We start from the raw sequence: 13391 nt of genomic DNA, 5'->3' as shown, positions 1-13391 counted from the left end.
TGATATCAAGCCAGCATGGTGGCCAGCCCGTCGCATAAAATAGGGTTGAAGGTGTCGGCATCGGTCACGTTGCAGGCGTGCCCGCCCCAGGCCATCTCGATCCTCTGACTGCCCGGTATTGCCGCCTGTAGCGTGCGGGAACACGAGGCGGGCACCAGCAGATCGTCCTGAGCGCTAACGATCAGGGTCGGGCATGCCACGGCGGACGCCCGGCGGGAGAAGTCGGCCTGCTTCAGCGCCTGAAGTCGCTTGAGCAGGTTCTCCTTACCCTGAAAATGGCTGAGCGCGAGCGCGTCCTCGGCTTCCAGTCTCGGCATTCGAGCGGCCATCCACTCCGCCGGATAGAGAAATAAAGGCTGTGCTTCGACCCACGCCTGGGCACCGCCCGCGTGCAGCAGGCGTTCGCGCACCTGGAAGCAGCGGCGGGTATGGGGCGAGAGGGTCAGCCAGCCGTTGACCAGCACCAGACCACTGACCGCTTGCGGGAAGTCGAGTGCCAGTTGCAGGGCAATCAGCGCGCCAAGAGCGTGACCCACCAGAGCGAAACGGGAAATGCCTGCCGACTGCAGCGCCTGATTCAGCTCCTGCGCCATCGTCGCCATGCTGTAACCGGCGGGCAGCGGGCCGGCGTTTTCACCGGTGCCGTTCTGATCATAGCTCACCAGCTGATAGCGCTGAGCCAGCGCCGAACGCTGTGGTAGCCAGTAGCTGCCTGCGCCGCCTAAGCCCGCGCTCAGCACCACTATCGGTGCACCCTCAAAGGGCGCCGGAGAGATATTCAGTTTCATGACAGGGTTTTCCCGATGTGGGCAACGGTGGCAATCTCTACCAGCGCCTCCGGCTTGACCAGCCCGCACTGGATGCAAAAACGCGCCGGTTTATCGCCGGGGAAAAACTCGGCATAGACTTCGTTAATCGCGGCGTAGTTTTTCCAGTCGGTGATAAAGATGCTGTTGAACGTCACATCCTCCATACTGCCACCCGCCGTTTCGATTACGGTTTTGATCGTTTCCAGAACGTGGCGGGTTTGCGCCTTTGGGTCATCGAGACAGACCACATTATTGTGTTTATCAAACGGCAGCGTGCCGGAAACGTAGACCACGCCATCGGCCAGGGTACCGGGGACAAAAGGGGCAATCGGCGTGGTGGTGCCGGGCGGAATAATGACCTGTTTAGGCATAACGTTTCTCCTCCGGGAAAGGAAGTGGTGTGGCCGGGGTCAGCGCATCACAGAAGCTGGCAACATCGCTGACCCAGCCGAAGAAGGTTTCAATATTGAACAGCGCGGCCTGCTGGGCGAAGGCCGGGCCCGCCTGGTGAGTCGCGTCTTCCAGCACGACGCCGAAATACTCGAGGAAAAAGCCGTCGCGCAGGGTGGATTCCACGCAAACGTTGGTGGCAATACCGGTAAAAATCAGGTGTCGAATACCGCGGCTGCGTAAAATGCTGTCCAGTGGGGTGTTGAAAAAGCCGCTGTAGCGCGGTTTCGGTAACACCACATCGCCGGCCTGGGGCCGCAGCTCATCGACCAGTTGATAATCCCAGCCGCCTTTAGCCAGCAGTTTTCCCTGCAGTTCCGGGCGGCTGCGCATCGTCTTCAACGCATTGGATTTGTGGTAGTTCGGCGAGCCTGGGCCGCCGGCTTCCCTATACTCTTCGTCCCAGCCGTTCTGGAACCAGATGATTGTCATACCCGCGGCACGGGCGGCGGCAACGGCGGTATTAATGTTGTCGATAACCGGTCGGGTGGCGGAGACATCAAACCCGGCGAGGTCGAGATAGCCCCCCTGGCTTGCGTAGGCGTTTTGCATATCGACGACGATCAGCGCGCTGTTTTGCGCCGGGAAGGTCAGGGATTCCGGGCGGGCGGAAAGTGTAATCATCAGGCAACCTCGCGGGTAGCGGTAGCAATATGGTCGCGGCAGCGCATCAGCGGCTGGATACGCTCGCCAAAGGCATCAATGCCGGTCAGGAAATCATCAAAGGTCAGCAGTACGCCGTCGGTGCCGGGCACGCTGGCTACGTCGTCGAGCATGCGGGCGACATTGGCGTACGATCCCACCAGCGTGCCCATATTGATATTGACCGCCGAGGTTGGGTCAGCCATCTGGCGCACGTTGGTATCGCTGCCGGAACGGGTGTCTTTCTGGCTTTGCTCAGTGAGCCAGGCGAGCGCTTCGTCATCGGCTCCTGCCTTGTAGTGTTCCCATTTGGCGCGTGCCGCCTCGTCGGTTTCGTCGGCGATGACCATAAACAGCACGTACGAGCCAACGTCACGACCGGTTTTTTCTGCCGCCTGCATCATGCGCGCGGCGGTCGGGGCGAAAGCAGTCGGCGTATTGACGCCTTTTCCGAAGCAGAAGTTGTAATCAGCGTACTGTGCGGAGAAGGCCATACCCGCATCGCTTTGTCCGGCACAGATAACCTTCATCGGCTGTGACGGTTGCGGGCTGACGCGACAGTCGTTCATGGTGAAATAGTCACCCTTAAAGTCGCTGTGCCCGGTGCCCCACAGGTCGCGGAGCACCTGAACATATTCGGTAAGGTAGTCGTAGCGGCGGGCGAAGTAGTCATCGCCAGGCCAGATGCCCATCTGCTCATATTCAGGTTTTTGCCAACCGGTCACCAGATTCACGCCAAAGCGCCCGCCGGAGATAGAGTCGATGGTGGAGGCCATGCGGGCGACGATCGCCGGCGGCAGGGTGAGCGTCGCGGCGGTGGCGTAGATCTGGATCCGCGATGTGACCGCGGCCAGTCCGGCCATTAAGGTGAAAGATTCGAGGTTATGTTCCCAGAATTCGGTTTTGCCGCCGAAGCCGCGAAGTTTGATCATCGACAGGGCGAAATCAAAGTGGTAATGCTCTGCTTTCTGGACGATCGCTTTGTTCAGCTCAAACGTCGGCATGTACTGCGGAGCGTGGGTGGAAATCAGCCAGCCGTTATTGCCAATCGGAACGAAGACACCAATTTTCATACGTACCTCTCTACAGTCGGTGAAGAAGAAGGCGCGCGGTGCTGCATCCTGCATCTCCTGGGTCACCTCGCCAGTAAGCTAAAGCAAAGGTAATGCCAGTTTTGCAAAAACCAATGTTATTAATGTGTTGCGTATTGGTTGCCAAAGTGAAGGTTGTGAAAGTGGACTGAATGGTCAAAAAGAGTGCACGAAAAAACGGCAGTCATGCGCAATTGGGGTGCATAAGGTCGTGTCGGCGTTGGGCTTTTGCTATGCTGAGGGCGTTGAAAGAAGGAGATGACCAATGGCAGAGGGCGCTGTGAAAAAAACCGGGAAGCGTTCGCAGGCGGTGAGCGCAAAGAAAGAGGCTATCCTGGCCGCTGCGCTGGACGCATTTTCCCAGTTTGGTATCCACGGCACGCGGCTGGAGCAGGTTGCGGATCTGGCCGGGGTATCAAAAACGAACTTGCTCTATTACTACCCGTCGAAAGAAGCGCTGTATGTCGCCGTATTGCAGCAGATTCTTACTATCTGGCTGGCGCCCCTGAGGGCGTTTCGCGAAGACATTAGCCCGCTGGTCGCTATCCGCGAATATATCCGCCTGAAGCTGGAGGTGTCCCGCGATTATCCGCAGGCGTCGAAGCTGTTTTGTCTGGAGATGTTGCAGGGCGCGCCGCTGCTGATGGGCGAGTTGACCGGCGATTTAAAAGCGCTGGTGGATGAAAAGTCGGCAATTGTTTCCGGCTGGGTCGATAGTGGCAAACTGGCGCCGGTCGACCCTCAGCATCTGATCTTCATGATCTGGGCGACCACCCAGCATTACGCCGATTTCGCCACGCAGATTGAGGCGGTTACCGGCGCAACGTTACGCGACGAGGCGTTTTTTCAACAAACCGTGGATAACGTCCAGCGGATGATCATTGAAGGTATCCGGGTTCGTTAATTGGCGGGGGGAAGCGGGCAGCTCTGGTCGCCATCTTCGCATTGCAGCAGCGAAGCAAGGAACGATTCGCGCTCGACGGTTTTGTCTGCCATACATTGATTGATCAGCATTGGCTGGACGCTGCCGCCTTCGGCGCCGGAAGCAAGGAAGGTGCAGTCGGCGTCACGTAGCGCTATCCACGCCAGCTGCGCTTTTTTCAGCTGCTCCTGTTGTTTACCCGATGCGCGTTTTAGCGCTTCCTGATAGGTCTGATTCAGTTTCCGATCGTCGGCCTGAAATTGTGCTGCGGTACACTGGTTCATCTCTGCCTGATTGCCGGCGCTGGCGCATTCATCCGCCAGGGCATGTCCGCTTGCCAGCAGGGCGGCAAGGGCAAATAAAATACGTTTCATAAGTCCACTCCCATAATTAAAGCTCCCGTCGGGGAGCTTTAATTAACCACAGCCTGCGTCTGGTGTCATTAGCTGCCGTTGGTGCCGCCTGCTTTTCCCGGGGGCGGCGCAAGCGCCTTGTCCGGGTTACAGAACAGCAGACGGCTGAAGACAGGTAGCCCGGAAAGGTGCGTCGCACCGCCTCCGGGGAACAGCGTTAGCCAATCGTCATCAGGCTGGCGTTACCACCGGCTGCCGCGGTATTGACGCTCAGTGAACGTTCAATATAGAGGCGTTCCAGCAGCAGGTTAGTTTCACCGCGGGCGAAGCCCTGAACCGAAACAATCGCCCCGTCGCGTGCCGCCACCTGTTCGCACAGCTCGCGCAGCTGATCGGAATCGCCGTGGTAGATAACCGCATCGAAAGCCTGAGTGGTCAGGATCTCTGGTTTGGCAAAATGGAGACGATCGCTGACTTCGCGCGGCAGCTTTTTCGCCAGCTCACGATGCAGCGCACTCTCCGGCCACAGGATTTCACAGCCCACCGCAGTGACCGCCGCCAGCTGAATCAGCGCATCCTGTTCGTTATCCGCCACGCAAAGAACGCGGTCACGCGGGATAAAGGTCAGGGTATTACGCTCCCCGGTAGGTCCCGGCAGCAGACGCTGCGTTCCCGCCTGTGCCTGCTCGCTATACTGCTGACACAGCGACTGCAGTTCCGGACGACCGGCTGCCCACTGCTGTAGCGCGGTCAGCGGTTTTTCCAGCAGGGTTTTCAGCTGCGCATCCAGCGGGCGTTCCGCATCCTGACGGGCAAGCGTGGTTCCCACGGCGTTTTGCGGACGGCTGGAGAGCAGACGATACAGATAAAGCGGGCCGCCGGCTTTTGGTCCGGTCCCCGACAGGCCTTCGCCGCCAAAAGGCTGCACGCCGACCACGGCACCGACCATATTACGGTTGACGTACAGGTTGCCGACCTTCGCACTGCCGGTGACCTGCGCGATGGTTTCATCGATGCGGGTATGCACGCCGAGGGTCAGGCCGTAGCCGGAGGCATTAATTTGCTCGACCAGCTGATCCAGCGCGTTGCGGTTGTAGCGCACCACGTGCAGAACCGGGCCAAAGACCTCTTTTTTCAGCTCATCAAAGCTCTCAAGTTCGATAAGCGTCGGCGGGATGAATGTCCCACTTTGCCATTCCCGCGCATCTTCGCTGTTTTCCCGCACCGCCTGGAAGACCGTACGGCCTTTGGCACGCAGGCTCTGAATATGGCGTTCAATATTTTCTTTTGCTTCAGCATCGATGACCGGACCGATATCGGTGGTCAGACGGCCAGGGTTACCCATCCGGCACTCGCCCATCGCGCCGCGCAGCATGGTCAGCGTATGGTCGGCGATCTCCTCCTGCAGGCACAGAATGCGCAGAGCGGAACAGCGCTGCCCGGCACTATCAAACGCCGAAGCCAGTACGTCGATCACTACCTGCTCGGTAAGGGCGGAGGAGTCGACGATCATCGCATTCATCCCGCCGGTTTCGGCGATCAGCGGCGTTGGCCGTCCGTGAGCATCCAGGCGGCTGGCGATATTGCGCTGTAGCAGCGTGGCAACTTCGGTGGAACCCGTGAACATCACTCCGCGAACGCGCTCATCGCTCGTCAGCGCGGCACCGACGGTTTCTCCACGGCCCGGTAGCAGTTGAATGACGCCCGGCGGAACACCGGCTTCCAGCAGAATCGCTACGCCTTGCGCGGCAATCAGCGGCGTTTGCTCGGCGGGTTTCGCCAGCACGCTGTTGCCAGCGGCTAACGCGGCGGCAATCTGGCCGGTGAAAATAGCCAGCGGGAAGTTCCACGGGCTGATACAGACTACCGGCCCCAGCGGACGGTGGGTTTCATTATCAAAATCGTCGCGAACCTGGCCGGCGTAATAGTGGAGGAAATCGACCGCCTCACGGACTTCGGCAATGGCGTTGCTGAAGGTTTTACCGGCTTCACGGACCAGAATACCGATCAGCGTTTGCATCTGATCTTCCATCAGCACCGCTGCGCGTTCCAGGATAGCAGCCCGCTCCTGCGGCGGGGTCGCAAACCAGATCGGGGCATTGTTGACCGCGCTGGCCAGCGCCAGCTCAACTTCTTCAGGACGGGTTTCACGCACGTGGCCGACGATATCTTTCGGTTCGGCAGGGTTAATTACCGCCTGCAGTTCGCCTTCAATGACCGGATGCTCCAGTGCCGGCAGCGCCTGCCATTTGTGCAGCGCGCTGTTTAACAAGGAGGAGGAGAGGGAGGCCAGGCGGTGTTCGTTGGCCAGATCCAGACCCGCGGAGTTGCTGCGGCCCTTGCCATACAGATCGCGTGGCAGCGGGATTTTGGGATGCGGCAGACCGGCCTGACCCTCTTGTTGAGCCAGTTTCTCCACGGCGCCGACCGGATCGGCAACCAGCTCATCCAGCGGTAACGTGGTATCAGCGATGCGGTTCACAAAGGAGGTGTTGGCACCGTTTTCCAGCAGACGGCGCACCAGATATGCCAGCAGCGTTTCGTGGGTTCCGACCGGCGCATAAATTCGGCACGGACGGTTCAGTTTACCGTCTGCAACCTTGCCGACCACCTGCTCATACAGCGGTTCACCCATCCCGTGCAGGCACTGGAACTCGTACTGGCCCGGATAGTAGTTTTGCCCGGCCAGCTGGTAAATGGCCGCCAGGGTGTGGGCGTTGTGGGTGGCGAACTGCGGATAGATCAGGCTCGGCACCGCCAGCAGTTTCTTCGCGCAGGCAAGGTAGGAGACGTCGGTATACACTTTACGGGTGTAGACCGGGTAGCCTTCAAGACCGTCCATCTGCGCACGTTTGATTTCGCTGTCCCAGTAGGCGCCTTTCACCAGGCGGATCATCAGGCGACGACGGCTGCGGGTGGCGAGATCGATCAGCGAATCAATCACGAACGGGCAGCGTTTCTGATAGGCCTGGATGACGAAGCCGATCCCATTCCAGCCGGCCAGTTCCGGCTCAAAGCACAGCTTCTCCAGCAGGTCGAGCGAGATCTCCAGACGATCCGCCTCTTCGGCGTCGATGTTGATCCCGATGTCGTACTGTCGCGCCAGCAGGGTCAATGATTTCAGGCGCGGATACAGCTCATCCATCACCCGATCGTACTGCGCGCGGCTGTAGCGCGGATGCAGTGCGGAAAGCTTGATTGAAATCCCAGGCCCTTCATAAATCCCGCGGCCGTTTGATGCCTTACCGATGGCGTGAATAGCCTGCTGGTAAGAGACCATGTAGGCCTGGGCGTCGGCGGCGGTGAGCGCCGCTTCGCCCAGCATATCGTAGGAGTAACGGAACCCTTTCTCCTCCAGCTTGCGGGCGTTGGCCAGTGCTTCGGCAATGGTTTCGCCGGTCACGAACTGTTCGCCCATCAAACGCATCGCCATGTCGACGCCTTTGCGAATGAGCGGTTCGCCACTTTTTCCGATAATCCGGTTCAGCGAGCGTGAAAGGCTGGTTTCGTTATGGGTAGAGACCAGTTTGCCGGTAAACAGCAGCCCCCAGGTTGCCGCGTTGACGAACAGCGACGGGCTACGGCCGATATGTGACTGCCAGTTACCGTTGCTGATTTTGTCACGGATCAGGGCATCGCGGGTGGCTTTATCCGGAATACGCAGCAGCGCTTCCGCAAGGCACATCAGCGCCACACCTTCTTGTGATGAGAGAGAAAACTCCTGCAGCAGGCTCTGCACCATCCCGGCACGGCCGCTGGCCGTTTTTTGATTGCGCAGCTTTTCAGCCAGCTGCCAGGCCAGCTTATGCGCCTGCTCGGCCAGCGGCTGCGGCAGGCGAGCCTGCTCCATCAGCATAGGGACGGCGTCGGTTTCCGCCCGGCGATACGCGGCGGTGATCGACGCCCGGGTTACAGACTGCGGCAGGATCTGCTCGGCAAATTCGAGGAACGGCTGCCAGGGTTCATCGACAGCGCTGCTGGTTTCATCGCTTTCATTAGCGGCGCCGGCAAGCAGGGCCGGCAGCTCAGGCAGCGTTTCGTCGTTTTCCAGCTTTTCCAGATAGTTGAAAATGGCCTGTTTAATTAGCCAGTGCGGCGTGCGGTCAATACGGCTCGCGGCGAACTTAATGCGTTCGCGCGTCGCGTCGTCAAGCTTAACACCCATGGTGGTGGTGCCCATGCTCATCACTCCTGTTATGAATCGTTGTTCTTTTTTGCGGTTACGCGGAAATATCTACTATGTTGCAACTTTGTGCAACCTTGTTAATCGTGACTTGTGCGGCAGGCTGGAAAATGAGTGCATTGTTAATTGTAATGAGGAGTGTAACGGAAAATTAACCTTTGTCCGTTGGGGTGTTTTTATGCGTCAGTTAACAGTTTTCCAAGGTGCAACCAATAAAAACGTGAGAGAGTGCAACCTATAACAAAATGAAGTTTGGCGATGGCAAGAATTAGTGTAAATGCTGTGTTAAATCGTTTGTGAAATGCCAACGCTTCCGTCAGGATACGGTCGCCCAATACAACCATTGTGCCATTACCCCGTTCCGGTAGTGGAATAAAATGACAAAGCAGGATGTTGTCGACAAAAAAATCTGGAGATTTTACATGGCTATTAGCACCCCTATGTTGGTGACTTTTACTATTTATATATTTGGCATGGTACTGATCGGTTTTATTGCCTGGCGATCGACAAAAAACTTTGATGACTATATTCTCGGCGGCCGTAGCCTCGGGCCATTTGTGACCGCACTTTCCGCTGGCGCCTCTGATATGAGCGGCTGGTTGCTGATGGGGTTGCCAGGGGCGATATTTCTTTCCGGTATTTCCGAAAGCTGGATTGCCATCGGTCTGACGCTCGGCGCATGGATTAACTGGAAACTGGTTGCCGGTCGTCTGCGCGTTCATACCGAGGTGAATAATAATGCCCTGACGTTACCGGACTATTTTACCGGCCGGTTTGAAGATAAAAGCCGCGTGCTGCGTATTATCTCAGCGCTGGTTATTTTGCTGTTCTTTACCATTTATTGCGCCTCCGGGATTGTGGCCGGTGCCCGCCTGTTTGAAAGCACCTTCGGTATGAGCTACGAAACGGCGCTGTGGGCCGGTGCCGCTGCAACGATTATTTATACCTTCGTTGGTGGATTTCTCGCAGTCAGCTGGACCGATACCGTTCAGGCCAGCCTGATGATTTTCGCCCTGATTCTGACGCCGGTGATGGTAATTATTTCCGTCGGTGGCTTTGGTGACTCGCTGGAAGTCATTAAGCAGAAGAGCATTGAAAACGTCGATATGCTCAAAGGGCTGAACTTTGTGGCGATTATTTCGCTGATGGGCTGGGGCCTGGGCTATTTCGGCCAGCCGCATATTCTGGCGCGTTTTATGGCGGCAGACTCTCATCACAGCATCGTTCACGCACGTCGCATTAGTATGACCTGGATGATTCTCTGCCTGGCAGGTGCGGTGGGCGTCGGTTTCTTCGGTATTGCATGGTTCAATAATAATCCGGCCCTGGCGGGGGCGGTGAATCAGAACTCTGAGCGTGTGTTCATTGAACTGGCGCAGATCCTGTTTAACCCGTGGATTGCCGGTATTCTGCTGTCGGCGATTCTGGCGGCGGTGATGTCTACCCTGAGCTGCCAGCTGCTGGTGTGCTCCAGCGCGATTACCGAAGACCTGTATAAAGCGTTTCTGCGTAAAAATGCCGACCAGAAAGAGCTGGTGTGGGTTGGGCGGATGATGGTGCTGGTCGTGGCGCTGATTGCCATTGCGCTGGCGGCAAACCCGAGCAACCGCGTCCTGGGTCTGGTGAGCTACGCCTGGGCAGGCTTCGGCGCGGCGTTTGGCCCGGTTGTGCTGTTCTCTGTAATGTGGTCCCGCATGACGCGTAACGGTGCGCTGGCCGGGATGGTCATTGGCGCACTGACCGTGATTGTCTGGAAACAGTTCGGCTGGCTGGGCCTGTATGAAATCATTCCTGGCTTTATTTTCGCCAGCCTTGGCATCGTGGTCTTCAGCCTGCTGGGCAAAGCCCCGTCGGCGGCAATGCAGCAACGTTTTGCCGAAGCAGATGCGCATTATCATTCGGCTCCGCCGACTCCGGCCATCGCCGAGTAATTCAGACCATTTCAATGAAGCCCGCGCTTAGCGGGCTTTTTTATTCCTGCAAACCGGCCAATCATCCGATGGCGGTCTCCCTCTTGCTAATTATCTGAAAATACGCTGATATCGGGGCACAAAAAAACGATGAGGATAGCAAAATGACGTTCAGACAGGGTGCAATGGTACTGGTGATGGCTGGCCTGCTCGGCGGCTGCGTGGCACCGGTGAAGAATTGTGCGCCGGTTCCGGCTGCGGCTGCTGCGTGCCCGACGGACAATGCGATGGTGCAGACCACGTTGTACTTTGGCTTAAGCCGTCCGGCGGGGAAAAATATCACCGCCCAGGAGTGGCAGCAGTTTGTTGATCGCGACGTCACGCCGCGCTTTCGTGACGGCTTAACGGTGTTTGATGCCCGTGGCCAGTGGTTGGGGAATGATGGCAGCGTTGCGCGTGAGCAGAGCAAAGCCCTGATGCTGATTCACGGTACGGATGGTAAGAGTGAAGAGGGGATTGAGGCGCTACGCAACCTTTACAAGTCGCGCTTCGCCCAGGAGTCGGTGATGCGCGTCGACCAGCCGGTCTGCGTACATTTTTAATGCCAATTGTGCGCTGATGAAATTGCCCGGTGACGGCTATCGCCTTACCGGGCCTACGAACGGGGTGGGATCTGGCAGGCCGGGCGGCGGCTATCTTCGCCACCCGGCACAAACGCGATAGCGCGCCCAGGTTACAGCACCAGCCCGGCGAAGCTGGCAGAGAGCAGGCTGACCAGCGTAGCACCGTAGACCAGACGCAGGCCGAAGCGGGATACGATATTCCCCTGTTGCTCGTTCAGCCCTTTAATGGCGCCGGCAATAATGCCGATGGAAGCAAAGTTAGCGAAAGAGACCAGGAACACCGACAGAATTCCCAGCCCGCGCGGGGTCATCCCGGCGGCAACTTTCTGCAGCTCAATCATCGCCACAAACTCATTTGCCACCAGCTTAGTGGCCATAATACTCCCGGCGTTCAGGGCATCGCTCAGCGGAATACCGATAAGCCAGGCCAGCGGATAAAAAACGTAGCCGAGAATTTGCTGGAAGCTCAGGCCAAATACTGTCGCAAACAGGGCGTTAATCGCGCTGATTATGGCGATAAAACCAATCAGCATGGCCAGGATAATCATCGCCACTTTAAAACCAGCAAGAATATATTCCCCGAGCATTTCGAAGAAGCTTTGTGATTCGTGGAGCTTCTCCAGCTTAATTTCCTCTTCGCTGCCCGGGCGCGTCGGGTTAATAATCGACAACACAATAAAGGTGCTGAACATATTGAGGATCAGCGCAGCCACCACATATTTCGCATCCAGCATACTCATATAGGCACCGACGATCGACAGAGATACCGTCGACATCGCGGTGGCCGCCATGGTGAATAGTCGGCGGGAGGAGAGGTCCCCCAGCACGCCTTTATAGGCGATAAAGTTCTCCGACTGTCCGAGGATCAGCGAGCTGACGGCATTAAAGGATTCCAGTTTACCCATGCCGTTGACTTTAGAGAGCAGGGTGCCAATGACGCGGATAAAAATCGGCAGAATGCGCCAGTGCTGAAGAATTCCGATCAGCGCCGAAATAAAGACAATCGGACACAGCACGCCGAGGAAAATAAACGCCATCCCTTTTTCACTCATGCCACCAAATACGAAGTTGGTACCCTCGGCGGCAAAACCGAGCAAAGAAGTGAAAAAGCTTGAGATATTTTTAACTACCCACAGGCCGCTTTCGGCGTGGAGAAAAAAGAAGGCCAGCGCAATTTCAATGATAATTAACTGGAGAATATAGCGAATGCGGATTTTTTGTCGGTCATAGCTGGCAAGCCAGGCAAGGCCGAGAATAACCACCAGCGCCAGCAGGAAGTGCAAGAATTGTGTCATGTTGTTCTTTTCGCAGGTCAATAAGGCCGCTATTTAGCCACAGGCGGTCAGTCCGGTAAATATCTGAGGCGAAAAATCGCCGCTTCGCCGGCCCGGGCGACGTGCAGACAGATAATCCCGTAAGTAATTATTTTGCAGCGATTAATTTACAACTCGTCACCATTCTCTCTACATTTCACTTGTGTTTCTGATTATTGTAATGATAATCACTATCAGAAATATTTACCTATCTTTGCATCCACTGACTGCGATTCACATTGAAGGGTGTTGGCATGTTTGTTCCATTTCTCATTATGTTACGCGAAGGGCTGGAAGCGGCGCTGATTGTCAGCCTGATTGCCAGCTATCTCAAACGCACGCAGCGCGGCAGCTGGATTGGCGTCATGTGGATTGGCGTTATCCTGGCGGCGGCACTGTGCCTGGGCCTTGGTATCTTTATCAATGAAACCACCGGCGAATTCCCGCAGCGTGAACAGGAGCTGTTCGAAGGCATCGTGGCGCTGGTTGCGGTATGCATCCTGACCTGGATGGTGTTTTGGATGCGAAAGGTCTCACGCAACGTGAAGCAGCAGCTGGAGCAGGCGGTGGATAACGCCCTGCAGCGCGGGAATCATCACGGGTGGGCGCTGGTCATGATGGTCTTTTTCGCCGTGGCGCGCGAAGGGCTGGAATCGGTGTTCTTCCTGCTGGCGGCATTTCAGCAGGATGTCGGGATATGGCCACCGCTCGGCGCGATGCTGGGGCTGGCTACCGCAATTGTCCTTGGCTTCCTGCTCTACTGGGGCGGGATTCGCCTTAACCTCGGCGTATTTTTCAAGTGGACCAGCTTGTTCATTCTGCTGGTCGCTGCCGGGCTGGCTGCCGGGGCGATTCGCGCCTTTCATGAGGCCGGGCTGTGGAATCACTTCCAGGACGTCGCGTTTGACCTGAGCGGCGTGCTGTCGACTCACACATTGTTCGGAACGCTGCTCGAGGGGATCTTCGGTTACCAGGAGACGCCGACCATCAGTGAAGTGGCGGTCTACTTTATCTATTTGATTCCGGCGCTGGTGCTGTTTGCCCTGCCGCCGCGTAGCAATACAGCAACCTCGCGCACCGCTCCGCTTAAGTAGA

11 protein-coding genes are annotated in these 13391 nt (G+C 57.1%); 4 read left to right on the top strand and 7 right to left on the bottom strand.

From position 1 onward, the window contains the following. Positions 1-5: 5 nt before the first annotated feature. The 4 genes from rutD to rutA are packed head-to-tail and all read right to left on the bottom strand — an operon-like array spanning position 6 to position 2974. Positions 6-788 carry a pyrimidine utilization protein D gene (gene rutD, locus ACMYSK_RS09765; protein ID WP_434642377.1) on the bottom strand — a complete coding sequence of 261 codons (783 nt, stop codon included), beginning with the start codon at positions 786-788 and terminating at the stop codon, positions 6-8. Beyond that, complete coding sequence (gene rutC / locus ACMYSK_RS09760) at positions 785-1180, bottom strand: pyrimidine utilization protein C (RefSeq protein WP_434642374.1); 396 nt, start codon at positions 1178-1180, stop codon at positions 785-787. The genes rutD and rutC overlap by 4 nt, the downstream gene beginning before the upstream one ends. Further along, positions 1173-1883, bottom strand: coding sequence for a pyrimidine utilization protein B (gene rutB, locus ACMYSK_RS09755; RefSeq protein ID WP_434642372.1), 711 nt, complete (start codon positions 1881-1883; stop codon positions 1173-1175). Before rutB ends, rutC begins: the two co-directional genes overlap by 8 nt. After that, positions 1883-2974: a pyrimidine utilization protein A gene (gene rutA, locus ACMYSK_RS09750; protein ID WP_434644014.1), complete on the bottom strand. Its 1092-nt coding sequence runs from the start codon at positions 2972-2974 to the stop codon at positions 1883-1885. The genes rutB and rutA overlap by 1 nt, the downstream gene beginning before the upstream one ends. A gap of 283 nt (positions 2975-3257) precedes the next feature. On the opposite strand from rutA, the gene rutR reads away from it, so the two are divergent. Beyond that, positions 3258-3896 (top strand): HTH-type transcriptional regulator RutR, encoded by a 639-nt coding sequence (rutR, locus tag ACMYSK_RS09745; RefSeq protein WP_434642369.1) that lies wholly within the window; start codon positions 3258-3260, stop codon positions 3894-3896. On the opposite strand, the gene ACMYSK_RS09740 is transcribed toward rutR, so the two are convergent. Next, positions 3893-4288: a lysozyme inhibitor LprI family protein gene (locus tag ACMYSK_RS09740; RefSeq protein ID WP_434642366.1), complete on the bottom strand. Its 396-nt coding sequence runs from the start codon at positions 4286-4288 to the stop codon at positions 3893-3895. The genes rutR and ACMYSK_RS09740 overlap by 4 nt on opposite strands. 196 nt (positions 4289-4484) lie before the next feature. After that, complete coding sequence (putA, locus tag ACMYSK_RS09735; protein ID WP_434642363.1) at positions 4485-8447, bottom strand: trifunctional transcriptional regulator/proline dehydrogenase/L-glutamate gamma-semialdehyde dehydrogenase; 3963 nt, start codon at positions 8445-8447, stop codon at positions 4485-4487. Between the two features lie 425 nt (positions 8448-8872). On the opposite strand from putA, the gene putP reads away from it, so the two are divergent. Both putP and ACMYSK_RS09725 read left to right on the top strand, forming a co-directional pair. Further along, positions 8873-10381 carry a sodium/proline symporter PutP gene (gene putP, locus ACMYSK_RS09730; RefSeq protein ID WP_434642360.1) on the top strand — a complete coding sequence of 503 codons (1509 nt, stop codon included), beginning with the start codon at positions 8873-8875 and terminating at the stop codon, positions 10379-10381. Between the two features lie 143 nt (positions 10382-10524). Beyond that, complete coding sequence (locus ACMYSK_RS09725) at positions 10525-10962, top strand: DUF3574 domain-containing protein (RefSeq protein ID WP_434642358.1); 438 nt, start codon at positions 10525-10527, stop codon at positions 10960-10962. A 131-nt stretch (positions 10963-11093) separates the two neighbouring features. On the opposite strand, the gene ACMYSK_RS09720 is transcribed toward ACMYSK_RS09725, so the two are convergent. Then, complete coding sequence (locus ACMYSK_RS09720; RefSeq protein ID WP_434642355.1) at positions 11094-12278, bottom strand: NupC/NupG family nucleoside CNT transporter; 1185 nt, start codon at positions 12276-12278, stop codon at positions 11094-11096. Positions 12279-12550: 272 nt separating this feature from the next. Between ACMYSK_RS09720 and efeU the strand changes: the two genes are divergently transcribed. After that, entirely contained in the window at positions 12551-13390 is an 840-nt protein-coding gene (gene efeU, locus ACMYSK_RS09715) for an iron uptake transporter permease EfeU (RefSeq protein WP_434642352.1), read from the top strand. Position 13391 lies beyond the last annotated feature (1 nt).

The organism is Klebsiella sp. I138 (genome assembly GCF_051131765.1).
In the GTDB taxonomy this organism is placed as follows: Bacteria; Pseudomonadota; Gammaproteobacteria; order Enterobacterales; family Enterobacteriaceae; genus Klebsiella.
This window is presented reverse-complemented; position numbering and strand designations above follow the sequence as displayed.